We start from the raw sequence: 25,703 nt of genomic DNA, 5'->3' as shown, positions 1-25,703 counted from the left end.
TCGCGGGCGGCGGGGCGCCGCGCCGGTCCCGGGGCGCGCTCGGCCGAGGCGGCGGAGCCGCCGGGCCGCTCGGGGGCGGCGGGCGCGGCGGGGGCCTCGGGCGCCGGCGACGCCTCGGTGGCCGCGGACTCGGTCCGGGGCTGGGCGGCGGGCTCGGGCGCGGGGTCGGCGGGCACGGCGGCGGTGCGGTCGAAGCCGACGCCGCGGAAGGGGATCACGTTGGGCCGGGGGCCGCCCGCCGGGCGCTTCTGCGGCACGTGGAAGGGGTTGGGGCGGGCCGCCGCCGGCCGGGGGGCGCCCCCGGCGCCGCGCCCGGTCTCGGGCAGGTCGTCGAGCAGCCCCTTGGCGGGGGGCCGGTCGTCGTCGGGTCTGCGGTGTCGGTGGTCCTCACCGGTCATGGTGCTCCTTTCGCGGCGGACGCGGCGCGGGGCCGCCGACCCCGCGCACCGCACCCGCCGGTCGTCCCCCCAGGGCACACCGGCGGTGCGGCCCGCCGGCGGTCTTCGTAAGCGAACACAGTGAACACACGGACATCGCCATCCTCACCTCGGTGCGGCGTCACCGCGGGGCGATCCCAACCGCAACTCTGCCAGAGTTCGCGTCAGCCGGAGAGCGGTCCGCCGGTCCCGGACCGCCACGCGCAGCCAGTCGGGGCCGAGTCCGGGGAAGGTGTCGCCGCGCCGCACGGCGACGCCCCGCTCGCGCAGCCGGTGCCGCAGCCGCTCCCCCGCCTCGGCCCTGACCAGCAGGAACGAGGCAGCGGCTCCCGGGGTGACGTGCAGTCCGGCGGCGGTGAGGTCGCGGGCGAGGGCGGCGCGGTCGGCGGCCAGGCGCCGGGCCCAGGCGTCGGCCTCGGCCAGGGCGCGGGGTTCGCAGCAGGCTTCGGTGGCGGCCAGGGCGGGGGTCGAGACCGACCACAGGGGCTGGGCGGCGGCCAGCCGCGCCACCAGGTCGGGGTCGGCCAGCAGGTAGCCGGCGCGCAGGCCGGCCAGGCCCCAGGTCTTGGTGAGGCTGCGCACGACGACGAGGCCGGGCACATCGGCGCGGCCGGCCAGCGACTCGGGCTCGCCGGGCACGCAGTCGGCGAACGCCTCGTCCACGACGAGGACGCGGCCGGGGCGGGCGAGGGCGGCGAGGGCGGCGGCGGGGTGGAGCACCGAGGTGGGGTTGGTGGGGTTTCCCACCATGACGAGGTCGGCGTCGGCGGGGACGGCGGCGGGGTCGAGGGCAAAGCGGGGCGGGGCCAGCAGGACGCGCTCGACGGGGTGGCCGGCGGCGCGCAGGGCGGCCTCGGGCTCGGTGAACTGGGGGTGCACCACGACGGCGCGGCGGGGGCGCAGCACGCGAGCGAGCAGCACGAACGCCTCGGCGGCGCCGGCGGTCAGCAGGACGCCGCCGGGGTCGCGGCCGTGGCGGCGGGCGACGGCGGCGCGCGCGGGCCGGGGGTCGGGGTAGGCGGCGAGGCCGGCCAGGGAGGCGGCGACGCGTTCGGCCAGCCAGGCGGGCGGGGTGCCGGCGCGCACGTTCACCGCGAAGTCGAGCAGCCCCGGCCCGACCTCGGCGTCACCGTGGTGGCGCAGGTCCACGTCCCCCTCATCCCGCACGGCGTCAGCGCCCACGGTCGCCGCCCCGCGGCTGCCCGAAAGGTGGTCGTCCACTCACGCTCACCGCCGCACCGGGCCGCCGCTTGTCCCCGCCCCGAAACACCGGCGGGCGAAGCGCCGGTCGAGGCGCGGGCCGGACGGGGCGCATCCACCGATCGCCCGCGCCGAGGGCCGCGCGTACGCGCGCCGCCCCGGACGCGGCGCGGCGCCGTCCGGGGCGGCCGTCCGCTGTCGGCGCCCCGGCCCTGACCGGTGTCCACGCATCGCGGGGATCTCCGCCCGCCGGTGCGCGGCCGGCGTTGCGGCCTGCGGGCAGAGGGCCGGCCGAACCAGCGCTTCCCGGGCTCCAGTCCCCCGCGGTACGCGGGTATCGAACAGACCGATGCGCGGTCACCCCGCTGCCGTCGCGCACCGCACGGCCCGGCGCGCCGGCCGCCGGACGGGCACCGCGACCCGTTCCCCTCCCCCCATGGCGGCGGCCTGTTGCCGGCAGACCGGCCGAACCGGCGGCCCGCGCGGGCGGCCGGGCGTCGAGTGCCGACTGGGGGGTGTGGTCGCGGGGGTGGACACGGCGGGGCCGGTACCCGGGTGGCGGGCGGAGGGCGCCGCAGGCCGGGGCTCCGGTCAAGCGCCCGCTCGCGGGCGGGCCGCCGCCGTGGGGCGGGAGCGCTCGGGGGCGTCGGGGCACGGCGGTCTCCGTAGGCGGGCGGGGTCGGCGGGGGCGGCGGCGCCGATCGCGGTGGGGGCGGCCGGTGGGGTCGAGCGGCGCCCGGTCAGGGTACACAAGCGGTGTGTCCGGCTTCGGCCTGGGCATACCGTTTGCCGCTCGATGTCCGCCAACGCGGTCCTACCGCCTACGCCGTACCTTCTGGAAGCCGTGGTGCCCGCCGCCGCCCGGTCCCCCGCCGGGGGCGGCGCCGCCACCGCGCACGGGGAGCCCGACGCCCCGGTGCGCCGCCGCAGGCGGCGGGCCGGCGGTGCCCGCCGGGGCGCGTCCGCGCGGCCGCCGCGCGCGGGCCGGCCGCGGGCGGGGCTCCGCGCGTCCGGGAGGCCGGTCAGGGCGGCCGGCCGTCCCCGAGGTGCTGGAGGTTGGGTCCCCCTCATGCATATCGCCGAAGGCTTCCTGCCATGGCAGCACGCGGCCGCCTGGACCGCCGCCGCCGCCCCCTTCGTCGCCCACGGCATCCGCACGATGACGCTCGCCGTCCGCGCCGACCCCGACTCCAAGCTGCTGCTCGGGGCCTCGGGGGCGTTCTGCTTCGTCCTGTCCGCGCTGAAGATCCCCTCGATCACCGGAAGCTGCTCCCACCCCACCGGGGTGGGCCTGGGCGCGGTGCTGTTCCGTCCGCCCGTCATGGCCGCGCTGGGCACGGTCACCCTGCTGTTCCAGGCGTTACTGCTGGCCCACGGCGGGCTGACCACCCTGGGCGCCAACGTGTTCTCCATGGCGGTGGTCGGCCCGTGGGCGGCCTACGGGACCTACCGGGCGGTGCGGGCGCTCACCCGGTCCCTGCCCGAGACCACGGCGCTGGGCCTGGCGGTCTTCTTCGCCTCGGCGCTGGCCAGCGTGAGCGCCTACACCGTGACCAGCCTCCAACTCGCGCTGGCCCACCCCGACCCCGCCGACGGGTTCCTCGGCGCCTTCGCCGCCTTCGCCGCGGTCTTCTCGCTCACCCAGATCCCGCTCGCCGTCATCGAGGGCCTGGTGACCGTGGTGGTCGTCCGGCTGCTCAGCACGGTCGGCCGCGATGACCTGCGGCGGCTGGGCGTGCTGCGCTCCCCCGACCCGGCGCCGGCGGCGGCGCACCGCACCGACGAGAAGGCGGGTTGAGCATGCCCCGGACCCTGACCACCTGGCTGCTGATCGCCGCCGCCGCGGCGATCGCCGTGCTGCCCGTGCTCATCGGCGCGGGCGACCACCTGCGCGAGCCGTTCCCCGGCGCCGACGCCGAGGCCGAGGAGGCCGTCCAGCGGATCGACCCCGGCTACGAGCCCTGGTTCACGCCGCTCTACGAGGCGCCGTCCAGCGAGATCGAGTCGGGCCTGTTCGCGCTCCAGGCCGCCATCGGCGCGGGCGTCATCGGCTACTGCCTGGGCGTGCTGCGCACCCGCCGCCGGCTGGGGCGGCCGGCGGTCGATGCCGCGCCCTCCGGGGCGGCGCCCGCCCCGGGCGCCGGTCCCGAGGCCGAGCGCGGCGGGCCGGCGCGGTAGGCGCGATGCTGATCGACGCCGCGGCCTACCGGAGCCCGTGGCGGCGGCTCCACCCGGCCGTCAAGGGAATGCTGTTCGGCGGGCTGCTGGTGTGCGCGCTGGCGCTGCCCGCCTGGCCGGGCGCCCCGCTGGCGGCCGCCGTCGCGCTGGGCGCCGCCCTGGGGCCGGCCCGCGTCGCGCCGCGCGACTTCGCGCGGGCGGCGCGGGGGCCGCTGCTGTTCGTGCTCACCGGGGCGGCGGCGCTGCTGGTCAGCGTCGGCGGCCCGGAGGGCGCGGTGGCGTTCGCCCCCGACGGCGGTGCGCGCGCCGCCGAGGTCGCCGGGCGCGCGGCGGCCGCTGTGTGCTGCCAGATCGCGTTCGCCTGCACCACCCCGTTGGCCGACGTGCTGCCGCGCCTGTCGCGCGCCGGGGTGCCCGAGCCGGTGGTGGAGGTGGTCGCGCTGGTCTACCGGATGCTGTTCGTGGCGCTGGAGGGGTCGCGGCGGATCCGGGCGGCGCAAACGGCCCGGCTGGGCTACAACGGGTGGCGGGCGGGGGTCCGCTCGGCGGGCGCACTGGGCGCGGCGCTGTTCGTGCGCTCCTACGACCGCGCGCGGCGGCTCCAGCGCGGCCTGGAGTGCCGGGGCTACACCGGCGCGCTGACCGTGCTGGTGGCGGAGTCGCCGCTGCGCCCGGCGGCGCTGGCGGCGGCCGCGGCGCCCCCGGTGCTGGTGGCGGCGGCCGTGCTGGGCGCCGGGGCGCTGGGGGCGGCGCCGTGACCGGCGCGGCGAGGGCCGCCGCTCCCGCGCTGGCCGCCCGCGGCCTGGTGTTCGGCTACCCCGACTCCCCTCCGGTGTTCACCGGGCTGGCGCTGGAGGTCCCGGCGGGGCGCACGCTCGCGGTTTTGGGGCCCAACGGCGGCGGAAAGACCACGCTGCTGCGCCTGCTGGCGGGCAGCCTGGCCCCCGCCGCCGGCGAGGTGCGGGTGGACGGGGCTCCGGTGGGGCGGGGCCGGCGGGCGCTGGCCGGGCTGCGCCGCCGGGTGCAACTGGTCTTCCAGGACCCCGACGACCAGCTCTTCTCGGCCGACGTGCGGCAGGACGTGTCCTTCGGGCCGCTGAACCTGGGCCTGGACCCGGCGGCGGCGGCCGAGCGGGTGGCCTGGGCGCTGGACGCGCTGGGGATCACCGCGCTGGCCGACCGACCCACCCACCTGCTGTCCTACGGCCAGCGCAAGCGGGTGGTGCTGGCGGGGGCGCTGGCGATGCGGCCGGACGTGCTGCTGCTGGACGAGCCGACGGCCGGGCTGGACCCCGAGGGGGTGGAGTCGCTGCTGGCCACCCTGGAGGGGCTGCGCGGGCACGGCACCACCCTGGTGATGGCCACGCACGACGTCGACCTCGCCTACCGGTGGGCCGACCGGGTGCTGCTGGTGGACCGCGCGGTGCTGGCGGAGGGTCCGGCGCGCGAGGTGCTCGCCGACACCGCCGCGCTGGCGGCGGCCCGGCTGCGGCCGGCCTGGGCGCCCACGGCCGCCCGCGCCCTGCGCGAGGCCGGCCTGCTGCCCGACGGAGCCCCCGACCCGGCCACCCCCGAGGAGGCCGCGCGGCTGCTGAGGCCGTGAGCCGGGGCCGACCGAGCGGGAGAAGAGACGAGAAGAGACGCGAGAGGAGGGGAGCCGATGGAGGCGTCCGCCGAGTACCCCGCCGTCCGCCTGCCCGAGGGGTCGTGGTGGGACTGGGAGGTCCTCGACTGGGACCCGGTGCGGCTGCGGCTGGCCGCCGGCCACGACCTCACCTACCACCACGGCCTGGAACTGGTGTTCCACGAGCCCGCCTACGCCGCGTGCCCGGCGGCCTTCCACGACCCGGTCTTCCGCGCGCCCACGGTGCGGGAGGCCGAGAGCGCGGCCCGCTGGCTGGGCGGCCGGCCGCCGGTCCTGGCGGCCTTCGACGCCGAGGCCAACGGACCGGAGCCCGTGCCCTGCCTCATCGCCGCCGAACGGCTGGAGATCCGGCACGGGATCGTGCTCCGGCACGGCGCCGCCGGCGAGGGCCGGCCAACGTGAGGGCGCCCCGCCCCGGCGGGCGGGCGCGGTGCGGCGGCGCTGAGGCGGCGGACCCGTTGCCGGGAGCCGCCGCGGGCGTGGGAAAATCTCAGCCGGTTCCTACCCGTATCCGCACTGGTCCGGGCGCCCGCCGGTGGCTGGGCCGCTCCGCTGTGCGCCATGTCCCCGCCGGGAGCGCCCGCCGATGACCCCACCCCACGAACCCCGGACGATGCCGCTGGTGGTGCTGCACACCGACCGCCTCACCCTGCGGGCGCACACGCGCGACGACATCGACGCCGTGCACCACGCCGCCACCGACCCCGAACTCCAGCGCTGGCTGCCGCTGCCGCGACCGGGCAAGCCCTACACCCGCGCCGACGCCGAGCACTGGTGCCTGGTGGCGGCGCCGGAGTCGCGCGCCGCCGGCGACGGCCAGCAGTGGGCGATCGTGGACACCGCGACGGGCGGCTACTGCGGCGCGGTGGGCCTGACGCGCACGATGTGGCGGGCCGCCACCACGGAGGTCGGCTACTGGCTGGCCCCGGCGGCGCGCGGCCGGGGCCTGGCCACCGAGGCGGCCGTCGCGGTGGCGCACTGGGCGCTGCGCGACCAGCGGTTCCAGCGGGTGGAGCTGAAGGCCGCGACGGGCAACACCGCCTCGCGCAGGGTGGCCGAGAAGGCGGGGTTCGTCTACGAGGGCACCGAACGCAACGCGATGCCGCTGCACCGGGGCCGCGCCGACCTCGCGGTCTACAGCCTCATCCCCGCCGACCTGGCCGGCCTGACCCCCGCCGCCGGCTGAGCCGCACCCCGCCCGCCGGGGCGGGCCGCCCGTGGCCGGGCCGGCGCGGCGCGCCGGCCCGCGCGGGCTACCACTCGATGCCGCGCTGGCCCTTCTGCCCGGCGTCCATGGGGTGCTTGACCTTGGTCATCTCGGTGACGAGATCGGCGGCCTCCAGCAGGCGGGGGTGGGCGTCGCGGCCGGTGACCACCACGTGCTGGCGGCCCGGGCGGTCGGCGAGCGTGGCGACCACGTCCTCCACGTCGACCCACCCCCATTTCAGGGGGTAGGTGAACTCGTCCAGCACGTAGAGCCCGTAGGTCTCGGCGGCCAGGTCGCGCTTGATCTGCCGCCAGCCCTCGGCCGCGTCGGCGGCGTGGTCGGCCTCGGTGCCCGGGCGCTGGATCCACGACCAGCCCTCGCCCATCTTGTTCCAGTGCACGCGCCCGCCCTGGCCGGACTCCCCCAGCACCCGCAGGGCGCGCTCCTCGCCGATGCGCCACTTGGCCGACTTCACGAACTGGAAGACGCCGATGTCCCAGCCCTGCGCCCACGCGCGCGCGGCCAGCCCGAACGCGGCGGTGGACTTCCCCTTGCCGGGGCCGGTGTGCACCATCAGCAGCGGGCGGTTGCGGCGCTGGCGGGTGGTGAGCCCGTCGTCGGGCACGTGGGTGGGTCTGCCCTGCGGCATGGGGCCTCCTTGAGTGGGTCGGTGCGGGATGGGGTGGGGGCGGGGTGTCCGCGTGTCCGCGCGGGCGTGCGCGGGGATGGGCGGGGGTGCTCAGGCGGCGCGGCGGGTGCGGCGTACCAGGCCGGTCAGCGCGTCGGCGGCCAACTCCTCCAGGCGCACCGGCTCCCCGCCCAGCGCGTCGGCCAGGCGCACGGCGAGGTCCAGGCGGACGGGGCCGGACTCGCAGTCCACGACGACGCTGTGCACCCCCCGCGCGCCGATCCCGGCGGCGGCGCGCAGGGCGGTGTCCAGGCCGCCGTGCGTGGCGCGGCCGTCGGTCACCACGACCAGCAGCGGGCGGCGGGCGGGGTCGCGCAGCCGCTCCACGCGCAGCACGTCGGCCGCGCGCAGCAGGCCGGCCGCCAGCGGGGTGCGGCCGCCGGTCCGCAGTTCGCGCAGGCGGCGGGCGCCGGCCTCGACCGATGAGGTGGGCGGCAGCGCGACCTCGGCGGCGCGGCCCCGGAAGGTGACCAGGCCGACCTTGTCGCGCCGCTGGTAGGCGTCCAGGAGCAGGCTGAGCACCGCGCCCTTGACGGCACGCATCCGCCGGCGGGCGGCCATGGAGCCGCTGGCGTCCACGCAGAACAGCACGAGGTTGCCCTCGCGCCCTTCGCGGACGGCCTCGCGCAGGTCGTCCGGGCGCAGCAGCAGCCCCGGGCCGCTGCGCCCCCGGGCGCGCTGGTGGGGTGCCGCGGCGCGCAGGGTGGCGCTCAGGTGCAGGGCGCCCACGCGCCGCCGGGGCGGGCGCGCGCCGGAGGTGCGGCCGTAGGGGGTTTCGGCGCGGGAGCGGCGGCCGGGCGCGCCCTGGCCGATCCCGGTGAGGCTGAGCAGGCGCGGGCGGTAGGGCTCGCCGGGTTCGGCGGGCGGGCCGTCCGCGCCCGGTCCGGTTGCCGACGCGTCGTCGTCCGGGGCGTCGGCGGGGTCCCGGGGCGCGGCGGTGTCAGCGCCGCCGCGGCCGGTGCCGGGGCCGGGGTCGGCGGGACCGCCCGCGTCGGCGGCGGGGTCGGCCGCTTCGGGCTCGGTGCCGGCGGGGTCGGCCGGTGCACCCGTGCCGTCGTCGGGGCCGGGCGGTTCGGGATCGGTGCCGGGGGCGCCGGGGTCGGCGGGCGCGGGACCCTCCGGGGATTCCGGGGGGTCCTCACGGTCTTTTGGGTCGGACTCACCCGCCTGCTCCAGGGCCTCGCGCAGGCGGTCCTCGTCGAGGTCGGGGGCGTCGAAGGGGTCGCGGCGGCGCCGGTGCGGCAGGGCCAGGCGGGCGGCGTCGCGGACGTCGTCGGAGTCGACCTCGGGGTGGCCGCGCCAGGCGGCCAGCGCCATGGCGGCGCGGGCGGTGACGATGTCGGCGCGCAGACCGTCGACGTCGAAGGCGGCGCACACGGCGGTGACCTGGCGCAGCGCGGAGTCGCCGAGCACCACACCGGGCAGGCGGTCGCGGGCGGCGCGGATGCGTTCGGCGAGGTCGGATTCGTCGTCGGCGTAGCCGGCGGCGAAGGAGTCGGGGTCGGCCTCGAAGGCCAGCCGGCGGCGCACGACCTCGGCGCGCTCGGCGGGGTCGCGGGTGGCGGCGACCTCGACGGTCAGGCCGAAGCGGTCCAGCAGTTGGGGGCGGAGTTCGCCCTCCTCGGGGTTCATGGTGCCCACCAGCAGGAAGCGCGCGGCGTGGCGCACCGAGACCCCCTCGCGCTCGACGTGGGAGGTGCCCATGGCGGCGGCGTCCAGCAGCAGGTCGACCAGGTGGTCGTGCAGCAGGTTGACCTCGTCGACATAGAGGACCCCCCGGTGGGCGTCGGCGAGCAGGCCGGGCTCGAACGCCTTGACGCCCTCGGTCAGCGCGCGCTCCAGGTCGAGGGCGCCGACCAGGCGGTCCTCGCTGGCGCCCACCGGCAGCTCCACGAGCCGGGCCGGGCGCCGGGCCGGGGGCGCGCCGGGGGTGTGCGGGCCGTCGGGGCAGCCGGGGTCGGGTGCGGCGGGCTCGCAGGCGAACCGGCAGCCCTCGACCACGTCGATGGCGGGCAGCAGGGCCGCGAGGGCGCGCACCACGGTCGACTTGGCGGTGCCCTTCTCGCCGCGGACCAGCACGCCGCCCACCGCCGGTGACACGGCGTTGAGCAGCAGCGCCAGCTTGAGGTCGGCCATGCCGACGACCGCGCTGAAGGGATAGCGAGCAGGAGCGCTCACGCGGGTCAGTCCTTCCTCGGGAGTCCACGCCCACAGGGGTCGGTCGCGGTGCCGCGCAGTCTCCTGGCTTCCAGATCGCCGCTCCCCCGCCGCCTTCCCACCGGGGGCCGGCAGTGGCGTGCGTGGCGGGGTCGCTTCCTGGTCACAGTGGCGGGTCCGTCCCGGATTCGCACCGGGTTCCTGCTGCCGCGACGGACCTCCGGAGGTACCGGGCGTCCGCCGCGATCGGGGCACCGCGCACCAGCGTCTCACACCGGTTTTCGCGCCGACGCACCGCAGGGCCGCCCGGCGGTGTCGGTGCCGGGCGGGTTCGCCCCCGGCGGGCTGCCGGTGGGTCGCCAGATCGCGGGGCCGCGCCTGGCCGAGCGGCGGGTGCCGGAGGTGGGGCACGCGTCCGTGCTCGCCACGGGGTCCGGCCGGCGCCGGCTGCCGCTGGGCGGGCGCGGCGCCGCCGCGAACGGACAGGACGGCACCTGAAACAACAGAACCGACTTTTGTCATAAAAGCGTCCTTAGGTCGAAACGAATCCTCAATACGGCGCTCATTGCCTTTCCGCCCCGCCCGTGACTTCAATTGCTGATCACCTCTCTGCCCCCGAGAAGGAAGGCGCGGACAGTGGCGGCCAACAGCGAATTCCTGCGGGTGCTGGGGCGCGGGGACGTCCTGGCGCTGGCGTTCGGCGCGATGATCGGGTTCGGCTGGATCGTGCTGACGGGAGAGTTCATCGACGGCGCGGGCAGCCTGGGATCGGCGCTGGCGTTCGTGATCGGCGGGGGCATCATCGCGCTGGTGGGGCTGACCTACGCCGAACTCATCTCGGCGATGCCCCACGCCGGCGGCGAGCACCACTACGCGCTGCGCGCGCTGGGCGGCCGGGGCGCGTTCGTGGCGTCGTGGGCGATGGTGCTGGGCTATGTGTCGGTGGTGGCCTTCGAGGCGGTGGCGCTGCCCCACACCGTGCTCTACCTGCTGCCCGACATGCGGGCGGGCTACCTGTGGACGGTGGCGGACTACGACGTGTACGCGAGCTGGGTGGCGGTGGGCGCGGTGGCGGCCGTGGCGATCACCGCGCTCAACTACGTGGGGATCCGGCCGGCCTCGGTGTTCCAGACCATCGCGGTGCTGTTCCTGCTGGCCTCGGGGGCGGTGCTGCTGCTGGGGGCGTTCACCGGCGGGTCGGCCCAGAACATGCAGCCGCTGTTCACCGGCGGCCTGCCCGGACTGATGGGGGTCCTGGTGGCGGTGCCGTTCCTGTTCGTGGGGTTCGACGTGGTGCCGCAGTCGGCGAGCGAGATCAAGATTCCCTACCGGCAGGTGGGGTGGCTGCTGGTGGTGTCGGTGGCGTGCGCGGCGGCCTGGTACATCATGATCATGCTGACGGTCAGCGCGGGACTGACCCCCGCGCAACTGCTGGACTCCGAACTGGCCTCGGCGGACTCCATGGCGGCGCTGTGGGACAGCCAGGCGCTGGGCAACGTGCTGGTGCTGGGCGGGATCGCGGGGATCCTGACGAGCTGGAACGCGTTTTTGATCGGCGGCAGCCGGCTGCTGTACGCGATGGCGCGCTCGGAGATGATCCCGGCGTGGTTCGGCCGGGTGCACCCGAGGTTCCGCACCCCCGGCAACGCGGTGCTGTTCATCGGCGGGCTGTCGGTGATCGCGCCGGTGTTCGGGCGCCCCATGCTGGTGTGGCTGGTGGACGCCGGCGGGATCAACATCGTGGTGGCCTATGTGACGGTGGTGCTGTCCTTCCTGGTGCTGCGCCGGCGCGAGCCCGCCATGGAGCGGCCGTTCCGCACCCCGGCCGGCCCGGTGGTGGGCGGGGCGGCGCTGGTGCTGTCGCTGGGGCTGGGCGTGCTGTACCTGCCGGGCATGCCGGCGGCGCTGGTGTGGCCCTATGAGTGGATCATCGTGGGCGGCTGGTGGCTGGCGGGCGCGGTGTTCCTGTGGCGGCTGCCCCGGGTGGGCCCGGGGGCCGACGCCGAGGAGCGGCTGATCGCGGCGGTGCGGACCCGCCGCGGCGGGTAGTCGGGGCGCCGCCGCCCGCGCGGGCGGCGGTCGCAGGCGGCCGGCGGGGGCGCGGGATCGGCGGCGGGTGGTCTCAGTCGAGGACCCGGGCCAGGAGCCAGCGCCCCGACCCGGAGTCGTGCAGGAGTTCGTAGACCCCCGGCGGGCCGGCGGATCCGGCCTCGACCCGCCAGTGGACGCGCTGGGGCGGTTGGTCGTGGTGGGCGGGGGTCCAGTCGGCGCGCACGGTGATCCAGTGGTCGACGATGTGCCGGACGGTGTAGACGCGGCGGTCCCATACGAAGCGCACGGGGCGCCCCTGGTGTTCGGTGACCGTGATCGGGACTCCGTAGACGTGGCCCACGTGGCGCTGCTCCCCTCGGCTGGTGTCGCGCGGTGCGCGAACGCGGCCTGCGGGGAAGGACAGGCACAATCGAACGTCTGTACTAATGCTAGCGGATCTCCCCACGCGGGGGAACCAGGGCGCCGCGCACCGTGTCTAAAATCGGAGCACTTCTGGCCAGCCCCGCCCAACCCCGGCGCTCCCCCCGTGATCGCCGCTGATCGGCCCCACCGGGCCTCTGTACGCTATGAGCGCGAACCACCCCTCCCAAAGGAACTCTGCACTGTGACGGACAACGGGCGCGAGCGCGTCAAACCCCTCCGCACCGGCGACCCGAGGCAGCTCGGCGACTACCGCGTCGAGGGCAGGCTCGGACGGGGCGGCATGGGCACCGTCTACCTCGCCCGCGACACCGCGGACCGGCTCGTGGCCGTCAAGCTCATCCACCCCGACCTCGCCGACGACCCCGACTTCCGGCGCCGGTTCGCGCGCGAGGTCGAGGCCGCGCGCCGGGTGGCCCGCTTCTCCACCGCCGGCGTCCTCGACGCCCGCCTCGACGGCGACCCGCTGTTCATCGTCTCGGAGTACGTGCCCGGCCCCAACCTGGCCGAGGCGGTGGCCACCGACGGCCCCATGCGCGGCGGCACCCTGGAGAGCCTGGCCATGGGGGTGGCGGCGGCGCTCACGGCGATCCACCGCGCCGGGGTGATCCACCGCGACCTCAAGCCGGCCAACGTGCTGCTGTCGGCGGTGGGGCCCAAGGTCATCGACTTCGGCATCGCGCGCGCCATGGACGACGAGGGCGCGGTCACCCGCTCCAGCCAGCTCATGGGCACCCCGGCCTACCTCGCGCCGGAACTGATCGCGGGCGGCGACATCACGCCCGCCTCCGACATCTTCTCCTGGGGCTGCCTGGTCACCTACGCGGGCACCGGCAAGGCGCCCTTCAACGCCCAGACCGTCCCGGCGATCCTGCACCTCATCAGCGCGGCGCCGGCCGACCTAGAGGGGCTGGAGCCCGGTGTCACCGAACTGGTGCGCTCGGCCCTGGAGAAGGACCCCGCCAACCGGCCCACCGCCCAGGACCTGCTGAACACGCTGGTGGGGCAGGAGAACCCGGCCGAGACCACCGTGGACCGCACGGTGGTGCGGTCCTGGACCCCGCCCTCCACGGCGCGGGCCGACGCCGAGGGCGCGGCGGGCGCCGCCGCCCTGGGCGGCGCGGCCGGTGCCGCGGCCGGTGCGGCCGGCGCGGTGGCCGGTGCCGCGCTCGGCGGCGACGACCAGCCGACGGTCCCCGCCGAGCAGCCGGGACCCGATGCCACGCGCTCGCTGCCGCCCGAGGCGGCCGAGCCGGCGCCGCCCGCGCGGCCCTCTCCCCCGGACGCCACCGGGCGGCCCGACCCCGGCCCGCAGGCTCCTCACGAGCCCGCCTGGGGCGCCCCCGGCGCCGGGCCCGGCGGGGGCTACGGTCCGCCGCCGGCCGGCGACCCGGCCGCCTTCACGCCTCCCCCGGGGGTGCACCAGCAGCCGCACGGCCGGTGGCCGGGGCACGCCCAGCCGTTCCACGGCAGTCCCTCGGGCCCGCAGCCGGGCCACGGCACGCCGTCCGGCCCGCAGCCGCCCGCGCACGGCTTCCCCTCCGGCCCGCAGCCCGGCCACGGCACGCCGTCCGGCCCGCAGCCGGGATACGGCGCACCGTCGGGTCCGCAGCCGGGGTACGGCGCGCCCTCCGGACCCCAGCCCGGGTACGCCACGCCGCCCGGCGGGCAGCCGCCGGGCCACGGCGTGCACGGCGGCCCGGGTGGCGCGGGCGGCCACGGCGGCCAGGGCGGTCCCGGAGTTCCCGGTGCGGCGCCGCCCGGCCGGCCGCCGTCCTCCGGCCGCCCCTCCACCCGCCTGGTCGTCGGCGCGGCGGCGGGGGTGGTCGTGCTCGTGGCGGGCGTGGCCCTGGGCGCGGTCTGGCTCACCAGCGGTCCGCCCGAGGGCACGCAGGTCTACGCGACCGACTTCGAGTCCGACACCTGGGGTTTCGACGCCTACGACCCCGAGGACGAGTACCTGGAGTACGGCATCCACCCCGACCACGGGCTGATCCTGCGGGTGGAGCCCTACAACGAGGCGGCCAGCATCGGCGCGTTCGTCCCCTACGACGGGGTGATGCCCGAGGCCGTCCGCGTCGACGCCGAGGCCGAGATCGTCGCCGGCGAGCCCTACAGCGAGTTCGGCACCCGCTGCTACTACCAGGTCTCCGACGACGACGTGACCACCCACTACGAGGCGCTGGTGCGGTTCGACGGCGCCGACGCCCAGATCCGCCGCTACGGCGGCGACGCCGGCGACGCCGCCCTGGCCTCCACCGGCGACGTGCCCGGCTACGTCCCCGCAGAGGACGGTGACGGCGGCGAGCGCGGACCGGTCGTCAACGCGGTGACGATGACCTGCGAGCCCGACGACTCCGGCGCGATCGACATCAACATGTGGGTCAACGGCGAGCACGTGCTGGAGGCCACCGACCCCGACCCGCTGCCCGACGACGCCACCGAGCAGGCGCCCCGCCAGGTCGGGATCACGGTCAAGCGCCGCGGCAACGAGACCAACGTCCCCGAGGTCGGGTTCCACCGCGTCGAGGTGCAGCGCCTGGGCGAACCCGAGGTGGACGCCTCCGAGGAGTCCCCCGACGACGGGGCCTGACCCGCAGCCCCCTCGCCACCCCCGACCGGCGCGGCCGCCGCCGCGCCGCCCCCACCGAACGAGAGGAACCGCGATGCGCGCCGTCGTCGTGCAGGAGCAGGGCGGCCCCGAGGTGCTGCGGCTGACCGAGGCGCCCGACCCCGAGCCGGGACCGGGTGAGGTCCTCGTCGGCATCCAGGCGCGCGGCGTCAACTTCATCGACGTCTACCAGCGCAGCGGCGCCTACTCCATGCCCACCCCGTTCGTCCCGGGCGTGGAGGCGGCCGGGACCGTCGCCGCGCTGGGCGAGGGCGTGACCGGTCTGCGCGTGGGCGCCCGGGTGGCCTGGGCGCTGGTGCCCGGCGCCTACGCCGAGCGCGCGGTGGTGCCCGCCGACCGCCTGGTGCCGGTGCCCGACCGGGTCTCCGCCGAGCAGGCGGCGGCCGTGCTGCTCCAGGGGCTGACCGCCCACTACCTCACGCACTCCACCTACCCGGTGCAGCCGGGCGACACCGTGCTGGTGCACGCCGCGGCGGGCGGCACCGGCCTGCTGCTGGTGCAGTTGGCCAAGGCGCGCCACGGCCGGGTGATCGCCACGGTCTCCACCGACGCCAAGGCCGACCTCGCCCGCGCGGCCGGCGCCGACGAGGTCATCCGCTACGACCGGACCGAGGTCGCCCCGGCGGTGCGGGAACTGACCGGGGGCGCCGGGGTGGCCGCGGTCTACGACGGGGTGGGTGCGGCCACGTTCGACGCCAGCCTGGCCGCGCTGCGCCCGCGCGGCGTGCTGGCGCTGTTCGGGCAGGCCAGCGGCGCGGTGCCGCCGGTGGACCCGCAGCGGCTGAACTCCGCGGGCTCGGTGTACCTCACCCGGCCGACGCTGGCGCACTACGTCGCCGAGCGGGAGGAGCTGCTGGAGCGGGCCTCCGACGTGCTGGGGCTGGTGGCGGCCGGCGCACTGGACGTTCGGGTGGGCGGGCGCTACCCGCTGGCCGAGGCCGCGCGCGCCCACGAGGACCTGGCCGGGCGGCGCACCACCGGCAAGCTGCTGCTGGACTGACGCCTCCGCCGGCGCGGCCGCGCGCCTACCCCTCGCGGTCGCGCCGGCCGGGCGCAGTGCCGGGGGGCCGGGCGGCGGCCTCGGCCTCCTTGCGGGCGCTGGCCACCGCCTCGGCGGCGATCTCGGCGGCCTGGTCGGCGGCGCGCACGGCGTCGCTGCGCGGGGTGCCCGAGGTGATCTCCGGCGTGGCCGGCTCGCCGCCGTCGTCGGAGGCCGGGCGCGGGGCGTCGGCGTTGGTGTCGCCGGTGAAGGCGCGGGTGACGCTCTGCACGGCCTGGGTCAGCTCGCCGGGGATGACCCAGAAGGTGTTGCCCTCGCCCTTGGCCAGCGACGGCAGCACCTCCAGGTACTTGTAGGCCAGCAGCTTGGGGTCGGCGTTGTTGCTGTGCACCGCCTGGAACACCCGCTCGATGGCCTGGGCCTCGCCGTCGGCGCGCAGGATGCGCGCCTGCTGCTCGCCCTGGGCCTCCAGGATGGCCTGCTGGCGGGCGCCCTCGGCGGTGAGGATGCGCGACTGCCGCTCGCCCTCGGCGTGCAGGATGACCGCGCGCTTGTCGCGCTCGGCACGCATCTGCTTCTCCATGGCCTCCTTGATGGAGGGCGGGGGGTCGATGGCCTTGATCTCGACCCGGTTGACGCGGATGCCCCACTTGCCGGTGGCGTCGTCGAGCACGCCGCGCAGCCGGGTGTTGATCTCCTCGCGGGAGGTGAGGGTGCGCTCCAGGTCCATGCCGCCGATCACGTTGCGCAGCGTGGTGACGGTGAGCTGGTCGATGGCCTGGAGGTAGTCGGCGACCTCGTAGGCGGCGGCGCGCGGGTCGGTGATCTGGTAGTAGAGCACCGTGTCGATGTTGACGACCAGGTTGTCCTCGGTGATCACCGGCTTGGGCCGCGAGGAGAACACCTGCTCGCGCATGTCGTACTTGGTGTTGACGCGGTCGACCACCGGGATGATGAAGTTCAGGCCGGGTTGCAGGGTGCGCATGTAGCGGCCGAAGCGCTCGATGTTGTAGGCGCGGGCCTGCGGCACGATCCGCACGGTCGAGACCACCGCGAGGACGACCAGCACCGCGACGGCGGCGAACAGGATGTTCAGAGCCATGGCTGCCTCCAGCCCGTTTCGGCGCCGCGAGTGACCGGCGCGCGGGAGGTCGCCGCCGGGGTCACGGCAGGGCCTCCCGGGGATAGACGATCGCGGTGGCGCCTTCGATGTCCATGACGTCGACCCGGGTGCCGGCGGGGATCACCTGGTCCTCGTCGATGCAGCGGGCCGACCACTCCTCGCCGGAGAGCTTGATGAGACCGCGCTCGCCGGTGACCTCGGCGACGACCACGCCGGAGCGCCCCACCAGCGCGGCGGTGCCCGACCGCAGCGGCGGGGGCTGCTTGAGGTGGCGCCGGGCGATGGGCCGCACCACCAGCAGGGCGGCAGCGGCGGTGACGACGAACGCGGCGATCTGGAGCGCCAGCCCCATGCCGAGGGCGCCGACCACCCCGGCCACCAGCGCGGCCACCGCGAGCAGGCCCAGGGAGAGCGTGAGTGTGAAGATCTCGGCCGCGCCGAGCACGGCCGCCGCGATCATCCAGAGGACCCACACCGGCATGGCACCGAACCTCCCGTCCCATCGCGGCTACCACCAAAACTACCCCCGTGGGCGTGATCCGGCACACATTCGACGGTCACATTCCGGGGTACGTGGGATGGGCAAGAGGGGCGGGCACGCGGTCACCGGTCGGCGGGGCGGACGGCCGGGGTGGCGGCGGGGCGCCGACCGCGCACCCGGACCACCCCACGCGCCGCCCCGTCAACGCGCGAATTGAGCGAACTAGTCGTCGTCCTCCAGGTCGCCCTCCAGGGCGAGGTAGGTGTCGCGCAGGCGTTCGATCACCTCGGGGTCGGGGCGCTCCCACAGTTTGCGGTCGGCGGCCTCCAGCAGGCGCTCGGCGATGCCGCGCAGCGCCCAGGGGTTGGACCGCTCCAGGAAGGCGCGGTTCTCGGCGTCGAACACGTAGGTCTGGGCGAGTTGGGTGTACATCCAGTCGTCCACCACGCCCGCCGTGGCGTCGTAGCCGAAGAGGTAGTCGACCGTGGCGGCGAGTTCGAAGGCGCCCTTGTAGCCGTGTCGCCGCATGGCCGCCACCCAGCGGGGGTTGACCACGCGGGCGCGGAACACCCGCCGGGTCTCCTCGGCCAGGGTGCGGGTCTTGACCTGGTCGGGGGCGGCGGAGTCGCCGATGTAGGCGGCGGGGTTGCCGCCGGTGAGCCGGCGCACCATGGCCACCATGCCGCCGTGGTACTGGAAGTAGTCGTCGGAGTCCACGATGTCGTGCTCGCGGGTGTCCTGGTTCTTGGCGGCCACCGAGATGCGCCGGAACGACGCCTCCATGTCGGCGCGGGCCTCGCGGCCGTCGAGTCCGCGGCCGTAGGCGTAGCCGCCCCACACCGCGTAGACCTCGGCGAGGTCGGCGTCGTCGCGCCAGTTGCGGGCGTCGATCAGCGGCAGCAGGCCGGCGCCGTAGGCGCCGGGCTTGGACCCGAAGACGCGGGTGGTGGCGCGCCGCCAGTCGTTGTGGTCGGCGAGGTCGGCCAGCGCGTGGGCGCGGGGGTAGTTCTGCTCGGCGGGTTCGTCGAGGTCGGCGACCGCCCGCACGGCGTCGTCCACCAGGGCGATGACGTGCGGGAAGGCGTCGCGGAAGAACCCGGAGATGCGCAGGGTGACGTCGATGCGCGGGCGGCCCAGCTCCGCGATCGGCACGATCTCGAAGCCGGTGACGCGGCGGGAGGCGTCGTCCCAGGTGGGGCGCACGCCCAGCAGGGCGAGGACTTCGGCGATGTCGTCGCCCTGGGTGCGCATGGCGGCGGTGCCCCACACGGTGAGCCCCACCGAGCGGGGGTAGGCGCCGGTGTCGTCCAGGTGGCGGCGGATGAGGGAGTCGGCCAGCGCCTGGCCGACGTCCCAGGAGTTGCGCGAGGGCACGGCCTTGGGATCGACGGAGTAGAAGTTGCGGCCGGTGGGCAGCACGTTGACCAGGCCGCGGGTGGGCGAGCCCGACGGGCCGGCCGGGACGTGGCCGCCGTCGAGGGCGTGCAGCACGGCGTCGAGTTCGTCGGAGGTGGCGGCCAGGCGCGGCACCACCTGTTCGGCGGCGAATCCCAGCACCTCGGCGGCACCGCGGACGGCCTCGGCACCGCCGACGGGGCCCTCCCCGCCTGCCGCGCCCGCCCCATCGCCCGTCCCGGCAGGGGTGTCCGCCCCGGCCGCGCCATGCTCCCCGCCCAAAGTGACCGCCCCGGCCGGGGCCAGGGTCCGGGCCGCCACGGCGGCGGCCGCCTCCGGCGCCCAGGCGCGGTCCTCCATGGCCTGCACCATGCGCCGGGCCAGGGTGTCGACCAGGTCGAGGGCGTCGGAGGCGGTGCGGGCCGGGCCCTCGACCAGCGCGGTCAGCGCCGCCGGCACCGCCACGCGGGCACCGGGCTCGGCCAGCAGTTCTTTCTCGTCCAGGCCGAACGCCCGGGCGACCACCGCGCGCAGGCCGGGCAGCGCCCCGACCCGGCCTCCCCATACCTGCGAGGCGCGCAGCACCGCCATGACCAGGTTGACGCGGGCCTCGCCCTCGGGGGCGCGGCCCAGGATGTGCAGGCCGTCGCGGATCTGGACGTCCTTGATCTCGCAGAGGTAGCCGTCGACGTGCATGACGAAGTCGTCGAACTCGTCCTCGTCGGGCATGTCCTCGCGGTGGAGGTCGTGGTGGAGTTCGGCGGCCTTGATCAGAGTCCAGATCTGGGCGCGCAGCGCGGGCGCCTTGTCGGGGTCGAGGTCGGTGACCAGCGCGTACTCGTCCAGCAACTGCTCCAGCTTGGCGATGTCGCCGTAGGTGTCGGCGCGCGCCATGGGCGGGACGAGGTGGTCGACCACGGTGGCGTGGGCGCGCCGCTTGGCCTGGGTGCCCTCGCCGGGGTCGTTGACGATGAACGGGTAGACGAGGGGGAGGTCGCCGAGCGCGGCGTCGGGGGAGTCCTCGGCGGCCAGTCCCAGTCCCTTGCCCGGCAGCCACTCCAGGGTGCCGTGCTTGCCCAGGTGGACCAGGGCGTCGGCGCCGAACCCGCCGGAGTCGGCGGGGGCCTCCAGCCAGCGGTAGGCGGCCAGGTAGTGGTGGGAGGGCGGGAGGTCGGGGTCGTGGTAGATGGCGATGGGGTTCTCGCCGAAGCCGCGCGGCGGCTGGATCATCAGCATGAGGTTGCCGAACCGCAGGCCGGCCAGCACGATGTCGGGTTCGCCCCGGGAGTCGTCGACGTAGAGGCCGCCGGGCGGCTCGCCCCAGTGCGCGCGCACGGACTCGCGCAGCGGGGCGGGCAGGGCCTCGAACCAGCGCCGGTAGTCGCGCAGCGGCACGCGCACGGCGGCGCCGGCCAACTGCTCCTCGGTCAGCCACTCCACGTCGTGGCCGCCGGCGCTGATCAGGGCGTGGATGAGGGGGTCGCCGTCGTCCTCGCGGCGGTCCTCGCCCTCGGCGGGCACGCGCCACAGGGAGTCGTCGGGGCCGAGGTCGTAGCCGCGCGCCACGAGGTCGCGGAGGAGGCGCACCGCCGAGGCGGGGGTGTCCAGACCCACGGCGTTGCCCACCCGGGAGTGCTTGGTGGGGTAGGCCGACAGCAGCACGCCCAGGCGGCGCCGCTCGGGCGGCACGTGGCGCAGGCGGGCGTGGCGCACGGCGATCCCGGCGACCCGGGCGGCGCGTTCGGGGTCGGCGACGTAGACGGGGATCCCGCTGTCGTCGGCGACCTCCTTGAAGGAGAACGGGACGCTGATGAGCCGGCCGTCGAACTCCGGGATGGCCACCTGCATGCCGGCGTCCATGGGGGTCAGGGCGGCGTCGGACGCCTGCCAGCGCTCCCGGGTGGTGGTCAGCACCAGCCCCTGGATGACCGGGACGTCCAGCGCGGCGAGCGCGCCGGCGTCCCAGGCGTCCTCGTCGCCGCCGGCGGCGGCGTCGGCCGCCACGGCACCGCCGGCGGCGAGCACGGTGGTGACCACGGCGTCGGCGGAGTCCAGCAGCTCGAACAGGCCGGGGGTGGTGTCGCGGGTGAGGCCGCGCAGCGATCCGGAGAAGACGGGCAGCGCCGCGCCCCCGGCGTCCTCGACGGCCGCGCACAGGGTGTCGACGAACGCGGTGTTGCCGGAGAGTTCGTGCGCCCGGTAGAAGACCACGGCGACGGTGGGGTGGTCGGGTCCGGGCCGGGTGCGCGCGGCGCGGTCGTGGACGCCGTACTCGGGCATGGGCTGGGGCGGGGCGAACCCCTCGCCGGTGAGCAGCACGGTGTCGGAGAGGAACCGGGCGAGTTCGCGCAGGTTGGCCACGCCGCCCTCGCGGAGGTAGGCGTGGGCCTCGGTGGCCACGCCCGCCGGGACGGTGGAGTGCGCCAGCATCTCGGCGTCGAGGGCGGCCTCGCCGCCCAGGGCGACCAGCGGCACGCCCGCGGCGCGCACCCGCTCCAGGCCGCCGGGCCAGGACTCGCTGCCGCCCAGCAGCCGCACCACGGCGAGGTCGGCGCCCGCCAGGAGGCCGGGGAGGTCGGCGGGGTCGGTGCGGGCGGGGTTGGCGGTGCGGTAGCCGGCCCCGGCCGCCCGCGCGGCCAGCAGCTCGGTGTCGGCGGTGGACAGCAGCAGAATGGTCGCCACGTGCGGGCCCTTCGTTCGCAGAAGCGGGGTCCTCGCCCCGGCACTGGACAGGTACGGCGGCGGAAGTTCCTGGCTGGGGTCGGCGCCGGTAGGCTTCGCAGACCGTGACAGTTGCGGGACAGCCGCGGATTCGCACCGCGTTCCTTCGCGCCGTCGCGGTTTCATCCTGACAGACGGTGCGGGTGCGGCCGGGGCCGGGCCGCGGCTGCGGACCGGGCCACGCCGGACGCGCGTTCACGCCAGTACCGGTGCGCCCCCGCCTTTGCGAGAATCAGGTGCCATGAGCTACCCCGAACCCCCGCCGGGCTCCGGCGACCCCTACCAGCAGTACCCGCAGGGCGACCCCTACGCCCAGCCCGGGATGCCCTCCGGCGGGTACCCCGCCGGTGACTACTCCTCCGGGGCGATGGTGCCCTACAACCAGCAGACCGGGGGTTACCAGGCTCCGTACGCGCCGGTGCCCGAGAGCGAGGCCATCCTCACCACCATCGGCGACATCTCGATCACCCAGACCACGGTGATCACGCCCGCCGGCAGGTTCCCGATCAAGGGCAGCACCTGGAACGCCTCGGACATGACCCACACCACCACGGGCGTGTCGACCACGGGGATCGTACTGACGGTGATCAGCCTGGTGATCTTCATCTGGGCGTGCGGTCTGGGGCTGCTGGGTCTGCTCTTCCTGCTCATGAAGGAGGAGAAGACCCAGGGGTCGGTGCAGGTGACGGTGCAGGGCAACGGGGTGTTCCACTCGACCATGGTCCCGGCGCGCAGCCCCCAGACGGTCATGCAGGTGATGCAGTCGGTGAACTACGCGCGTTCGCTGGCGGCCACGAGCTGAGGCGCGGGGGCGGCCCCGCCGGAAGGCCGCGGTGCGGCCTTCCGGCGCAGCGCCGGTGAGGCGCGGTGCTGCCGTCGGCGCTACCCGGACGAGCCGGGGCGCCCGGGGGCGGCGGTGCCGTGCGGGCCGCCGCTTGCCGGGCCTGACGGGCCTGCCAAGCCTGACGGGCGCACCGGAGCGCTGTCCGGGCAGCCGCCGTCCGCGCAGCCGCCGCCGGGACCCGCGCCGGGCGGCGCCGCGCTGGGGTCGGGATCGGTCGGCGCGGTCGAGGCGGAGTGCGGCCGGTCGGCCAGCAGTCCGCCCAGCAGGTCGCGCAGGTAGGCGGCCACCGGGCGGTCGCCGGCGGCGGTGGTCAGCGCGGCGAACTCGGAGTCGCTGAAGGCCACCGAGACCGTGCGGGGGTGGTCGGCGCGCCGGGGCAGGCCCAGCATCTGGCGGTGGACGCGGTCGATGGCCTCGGGCGGCAGGGGGCCGTAGACGGCTTCGAGCTGGGTGAGCCACTCGCGCAGCTCCGACCAGCGGGCGTAGCGTCCGGCGAGCGTGTAGAGGTAGGACGCGACGTCGCGGTGGCCGGCGGCGCGTTCGAGTTCGGCGTGGGTGAGGGGGTCGAGCGCGAGGCTCACCCGGCGGGCCGGGGCGGCGGACGGCGCGAGCGCGGGCGTGGTCATGCGGACCTCCAGGAGGGTCGGCGGGCGAAGGGGCGGGCCGCGCTGGTGGCGGCGTGCGGCGCCTTCGCGCAGGGGCGGCGCCCCTGACCTCCTGGCCGCTCGAACAAGCACAACCCTAGCCCGGCTCCCGCCTGCTCCGGAGGTTTTCCACAGCCTCGCGCGGGCGATTTTTTCCTTCCCTCGACCCATCAGGCGCCGCCCGCCCCGCCCTCCTCGGACGCCTCAGCCACGCCTGCCGCGCCGGCCATCCCACCCGCCCCGGGCGCCCCCGCCTCCTCGGGCACCCCGGCGGGCGGGACCACGGGCAGCCCCGTGGGGGCGCCCTCCTCCAGCAGCCGCAGCAGCGCGCCGGTGTCCAGGTGGTGTTCGACCAGGTCGCCCAGTGCGTCCAGGCGGGCGGCGCGCTCGGCCGCGAAGTCGGTGCCGGGCGCGGGCCGGAAGTCGCGCCCGGCCCGCCGCGCCACGTCGGCCAGGAACGCGCGGCGGAACCCGTCGTTCTCCAGGGCGCCGTGCCAGGTGGTGCCCCACACCGCGCCGCTGCGCACGCCGTCGAGGAACGGCTCGGTGTCCTCGCCGGCTCCGGCGCGCCCGCCGCCGGGCGCCCACCGCACCGTGGTGATCCCGTGGTGGATCTCGTAGGCCGCCACCGGCTGCCCGTAGGCCGCGCCCGTGGGCCGGGCGAGCGTCTTGTCGCGCGCGAAGACGACCGTGGCGGGCAGCAGCCCCAGCCCCTCGACCCGGCCCGCGCCCGACTCCACCGCGTCTTCGATGCTGTGCGCCAGCATCTGGTAGCCGCCGCAGACGCCGAGCAGGGGGAGCCCGCGCTCGGCGCGGCGCCGCAGCGCGGTGTCGAGTCCGCGCTCGCGCACCCACGCCAGGTCGGCGACCGTGGCGCGGCTGCCCGGCAGCACCACCAGGTCGGCGTCGTCCAGCTCGTGCGGCGCCGTCACGAAGCGGACCTCCACCCCGGGTTCCACGGCCAGCGCGTCCAGGTCGGTGAAGTTGCTGATGCGCGGCAGCCGCACGACCGCCACCCGCAGGGTGCGCCCTTCAAGGGGCGCGCGGGCGCCGCGCCGCGCGCTCAGCGCCAGGGAGTCCTCGACGTCGATCCACTCGCCGTCCAGCCAGGGCAGTACCCCGTAGACGGGCCGCCCGGTGAGGCGGCCCAGCATGTCCAGGCCCGGCCGCAGGATCTCGGGGGCGCCGCGGAACTTGTTGATGACGAACCCGGCGACGAGCGCCTGGTCGGCGGGCTCCAGCAGGGCCAGGGTGCCGTGCAGCGCGGCGAAGACGCCGCCGCGGTCGATGTCTCCGACCACCACGACCGGCAGGGCGGCCGCCCGCGCCAGGCCCATGTTGGCGATGTCGCCGGCGCGCAGGTTGATCTCGGCGGGGCTGCCCGCCCCCTCGCAGATCACCACGTCGTAGTCGGCGCGCAGCTCGGCCAGGCTCGCCGCGGCGACCTCGCGCAGGTGCGCCCGGTAGCGCCGGTAGTCCAGCGCGTCGGTCTCGCCGATGGCCCGGCCGCGGACGATCACCTGGCTGCGGCGGTCGCTGCCGGGCTTGAGCAGGACCGGGTTCATCGCGGCGGTGGGCTCGATGCCCGCCGCCGCGGCCTGGGCGGCCTGCGCGCGGCCGATCTCGGCGCCGTCGGCGGTGACCATCGAGTTCAGCGACATGTTCTGCGCCTTGAAGGGGGCGACCTTGACGCCCTGGCGGGCCAGCCACCGGCACAGGCCGGCGACCACGACGCTCTTGCCCGCGTCGGAGGTGGTGCCGGCCACCAGCAGGGCGGGGGCGCCCGCGGCGCCGCGCCGGATCACCGGGCGCTCCCGGCGCCGAGGGGGGCGCGGGTGCCGGGGACCAGCGCGGCGCAGGCGGCGGCCGTCAGCGCCGCCAGGCCGTTGACCGCGCGGGCCAGCCGCACCGCCCGGCGGATGTCGCCGGGTTCGGGGCGGCGCCCCTCCCCCAGCTCGGGGCGGTGCTCCACCCGGGTGCCGTAGACGTTGCGCCCGCCCAGGCGCAGGCCCAGCGCGCCGGCGAACGCGGCCTCGCAGCGCCCGGCGTTGGGGCTGGGGTGGCGGTGGCCGTCGCGGACGGCCACGCGCAGCGCCGCCCGCGCCGACCCGCCGGCGGCGGGGGCCGCCAGGGCGGTGAGCGCGGCGGTCAGCCGGGCCGGCGCCCAGTTCAGCACGTCGTCCAGGCGCGCGGCCGCCCAGCCGAAGCGCGCGTAGCGGGGCGAGCGGTGGCCCACCATCGCGTCGAGGGTGTTGGCGGCGCGGTAGGCGAGCAGGCCGGGCACGCCGAGCAGGCCGCCCCACAGCAGCGGCGCGACCACGGCGTCGGAGGTGTTCTCGGCGACCGACTCCACCGCCGCGCGGGCGATGCCCTTCTCGTCCAGGACGCGGGGGTCGCGGCCGCACAGCCGGGGCAGCCGGCGCCGGGCCTCGTCGAGGTCGCCGGCCTCCAGCGCGGCGGCGACGCCCTCGGCCTCGCGGCCCAGCATCGCCCCGCCCAGCACCGCCCAGGTGGCGGCGGCGGTCAGCGCGGCGCGCCCGGCGCCCCGGGTGCGGGCCTGGGCGAGCGCGCCGAGGGCGGCCACCGGCAGCACGGCCAGCGCGGTGAAGGCGGCGCCGCGCGGGCGGGAGTCGGCGTGCAGGGCGCGCTCCAGCCGCGCGGCGGACGCGCCGAACAGGGCCACCGGGTGGCCGCGCCGGGGGTCGGGCACGAGGCGGTCCAGGACCGCGCCGCCGAGCAGCCCGGCGGCGCCGGCCCAGGTGAACCGCTGATGGGGAGGTCTCACGCGGTCAACGGTAACGGTCTGCCCCGCAGACGTTCACGCTTGCCCCAAGTCGGGGCCGGTGGCGCCGCGCGGAGCGGACCGGGCGCCTATAACC

Annotated in this window: 21 protein-coding genes, 1 pseudogene and 2 riboswitches; of the genes and pseudogenes, 11 read left to right on the top strand and 11 right to left on the bottom strand. The window is 76.8% G+C overall.

Features of this window, described 5'->3' with window-relative positions; genetic code table 11:
- A pseudogene (locus LG943_RS08035) lies at positions 1-398 on the bottom strand (nicotinate-nucleotide--dimethylbenzimidazole phosphoribosyltransferase); the annotation flags it as partial.
- A 144-nt stretch (positions 399-542) separates the two neighbouring features.
- The gene (cobC, locus tag LG943_RS08030; RefSeq protein ID WP_408648563.1) at positions 543-1,619 is read right to left on the bottom strand and encodes an Rv2231c family pyridoxal phosphate-dependent protein CobC; all 1,077 of its coding nucleotides are present in this window, start codon (positions 1,617-1,619) and stop codon (positions 543-545) included.
- A gap of 1,087 nt (positions 1,620-2,706) precedes the next feature.
- On the opposite strand from cobC, the gene LG943_RS08025 reads away from it, so the two are divergent.
- From LG943_RS08025 to LG943_RS08000, 6 genes are all read left to right on the top strand, one after another.
- The gene (locus tag LG943_RS08025) at positions 2,707-3,435 is read left to right on the top strand and encodes an energy-coupling factor ABC transporter permease (RefSeq protein ID WP_270071572.1); all 729 of its coding nucleotides are present in this window, start codon (positions 2,707-2,709) and stop codon (positions 3,433-3,435) included.
- Between the two features lie 2 nt (positions 3,436-3,437).
- A complete protein-coding gene (locus LG943_RS08020; protein WP_270071571.1) occupies positions 3,438-3,815 on the top strand; it encodes an energy-coupling factor ABC transporter substrate-binding protein in 378 nt (125 codons plus the stop codon).
- 5 nt (positions 3,816-3,820) lie between these two features.
- Positions 3,821-4,573, top strand: a complete 753-nt coding sequence (gene cbiQ, locus LG943_RS08015) for a cobalt ECF transporter T component CbiQ (protein ID WP_270071570.1) — start codon at positions 3,821-3,823, stop codon at positions 4,571-4,573.
- Positions 4,570-5,418 carry an energy-coupling factor ABC transporter ATP-binding protein gene (locus tag LG943_RS08010; RefSeq protein ID WP_270071569.1) on the top strand — a complete coding sequence of 283 codons (849 nt, stop codon included), beginning with the start codon at positions 4,570-4,572 and terminating at the stop codon, positions 5,416-5,418. Before cbiQ ends, LG943_RS08010 begins: the two co-directional genes overlap by 4 nt.
- Positions 5,419-5,475: 57 nt before the next feature.
- Positions 5,476-5,862: a hypothetical protein gene (locus LG943_RS08005; protein WP_270071568.1), complete on the top strand. Its 387-nt coding sequence runs from the start codon at positions 5,476-5,478 to the stop codon at positions 5,860-5,862.
- A 184-nt stretch (positions 5,863-6,046) separates the two neighbouring features.
- Complete coding sequence (locus LG943_RS08000) at positions 6,047-6,646, top strand: GNAT family N-acetyltransferase (RefSeq protein ID WP_270071567.1); 600 nt, start codon at positions 6,047-6,049, stop codon at positions 6,644-6,646.
- 67 nt (positions 6,647-6,713) lie between these two features.
- On the opposite strand, the gene cobO is transcribed toward LG943_RS08000, so the two are convergent.
- Complete coding sequence (gene cobO, locus LG943_RS07995; protein ID WP_270071566.1) at positions 6,714-7,316, bottom strand: cob(I)yrinic acid a,c-diamide adenosyltransferase; 603 nt, start codon at positions 7,314-7,316, stop codon at positions 6,714-6,716.
- Positions 7,317-7,406: 90 nt separating this feature from the next.
- Positions 7,407-9,533 (bottom strand): putative cobaltochelatase, encoded by a 2,127-nt coding sequence (locus LG943_RS07990; protein ID WP_270071565.1) that lies wholly within the window; start codon positions 9,531-9,533, stop codon positions 7,407-7,409.
- A 56-nt stretch (positions 9,534-9,589) separates the two neighbouring features.
- A riboswitch (cobalamin riboswitch) is annotated at positions 9,590-9,716 on the bottom strand.
- 108 nt (positions 9,717-9,824) lie between these two features.
- Between LG943_RS07990 and LG943_RS07985 the strand changes: the two genes are divergently transcribed.
- On the top strand, positions 9,825-10,010 hold the full coding sequence (locus tag LG943_RS07985; protein WP_270071564.1) for a hypothetical protein: 186 nt from the start codon (positions 9,825-9,827) through the stop codon (positions 10,008-10,010).
- 138 nt (positions 10,011-10,148) lie between these two features.
- Positions 10,149-11,561 (top strand): APC family permease, encoded by a 1,413-nt coding sequence (locus tag LG943_RS07980; RefSeq protein WP_270071563.1) that lies wholly within the window; start codon positions 10,149-10,151, stop codon positions 11,559-11,561.
- A gap of 73 nt (positions 11,562-11,634) precedes the next feature.
- On the opposite strand, the gene LG943_RS07975 is transcribed toward LG943_RS07980, so the two are convergent.
- Entirely contained in the window at positions 11,635-11,904 is a 270-nt protein-coding gene (locus LG943_RS07975) for a DUF6504 family protein (protein ID WP_270071562.1), read from the bottom strand.
- Positions 11,905-12,168: 264 nt separating this feature from the next.
- Here LG943_RS07975 and LG943_RS07970 point away from each other — a divergent pair, with 264 nt between their 5' ends.
- Together LG943_RS07970 and LG943_RS07965 are read left to right on the top strand one after the other, a co-directional pair.
- Positions 12,169-14,577 carry a serine/threonine-protein kinase gene (locus tag LG943_RS07970; protein WP_270071561.1) on the top strand — a complete coding sequence of 803 codons (2,409 nt, stop codon included), beginning with the start codon at positions 12,169-12,171 and terminating at the stop codon, positions 14,575-14,577.
- Positions 14,578-14,650: 73 nt separating this feature from the next.
- Positions 14,651-15,616, top strand: a complete 966-nt coding sequence (locus LG943_RS07965) for a quinone oxidoreductase family protein (protein ID WP_270071560.1) — start codon at positions 14,651-14,653, stop codon at positions 15,614-15,616.
- A gap of 25 nt (positions 15,617-15,641) precedes the next feature.
- Here LG943_RS07965 and LG943_RS07960 read toward each other — a convergent pair whose 3' ends face one another.
- From LG943_RS07960 to cobN, 3 genes are all read right to left on the bottom strand, one after another.
- Entirely contained in the window at positions 15,642-16,718 is a 1,077-nt protein-coding gene (locus tag LG943_RS07960; RefSeq protein ID WP_270071559.1) for an SPFH domain-containing protein, read from the bottom strand.
- Between the two features lie 61 nt (positions 16,719-16,779).
- Positions 16,780-17,220: an NfeD family protein gene (locus LG943_RS07955; RefSeq protein WP_270071558.1), complete on the bottom strand. Its 441-nt coding sequence runs from the start codon at positions 17,218-17,220 to the stop codon at positions 16,780-16,782.
- A gap of 222 nt (positions 17,221-17,442) precedes the next feature.
- Entirely contained in the window at positions 17,443-21,297 is a 3,855-nt protein-coding gene (cobN, locus tag LG943_RS07950; RefSeq protein WP_270071557.1) for a cobaltochelatase subunit CobN, read from the bottom strand.
- Positions 21,298-21,341: 44 nt separating this feature from the next.
- Positions 21,342-21,467, bottom strand: a riboswitch (cobalamin riboswitch).
- A gap of 110 nt (positions 21,468-21,577) precedes the next feature.
- On the opposite strand from cobN, the gene LG943_RS07945 reads away from it, so the two are divergent.
- Positions 21,578-22,138: a hypothetical protein gene (locus LG943_RS07945; protein WP_270071556.1), complete on the top strand. Its 561-nt coding sequence runs from the start codon at positions 21,578-21,580 to the stop codon at positions 22,136-22,138.
- A gap of 80 nt (positions 22,139-22,218) precedes the next feature.
- Here LG943_RS07945 and LG943_RS07940 read toward each other — a convergent pair whose 3' ends face one another.
- From LG943_RS07940 to LG943_RS07930, 3 genes are all read right to left on the bottom strand, one after another.
- Positions 22,219-22,806, bottom strand: coding sequence for a hypothetical protein (locus LG943_RS07940; RefSeq protein WP_270071555.1), 588 nt, complete (start codon positions 22,804-22,806; stop codon positions 22,219-22,221).
- A 188-nt stretch (positions 22,807-22,994) separates the two neighbouring features.
- Positions 22,995-24,629 (bottom strand): cobyric acid synthase, encoded by a 1,635-nt coding sequence (locus LG943_RS07935; protein WP_270071554.1) that lies wholly within the window; start codon positions 24,627-24,629, stop codon positions 22,995-22,997.
- Positions 24,626-25,609 (bottom strand): cobalamin biosynthesis protein, encoded by a 984-nt coding sequence (locus LG943_RS07930; protein WP_270071553.1) that lies wholly within the window; start codon positions 25,607-25,609, stop codon positions 24,626-24,628. The genes LG943_RS07935 and LG943_RS07930 overlap by 4 nt, the downstream gene beginning before the upstream one ends.
- Positions 25,610-25,703 lie beyond the last annotated feature (94 nt).

Source organism: Streptomonospora mangrovi (genome assembly GCF_027604915.1).
GTDB classification, from domain to species: domain Bacteria; phylum Actinomycetota; class Actinomycetes; order Streptosporangiales; family Streptosporangiaceae; genus Streptomonospora; species Streptomonospora mangrovi.
This window is presented reverse-complemented; position numbering and strand designations above follow the sequence as displayed.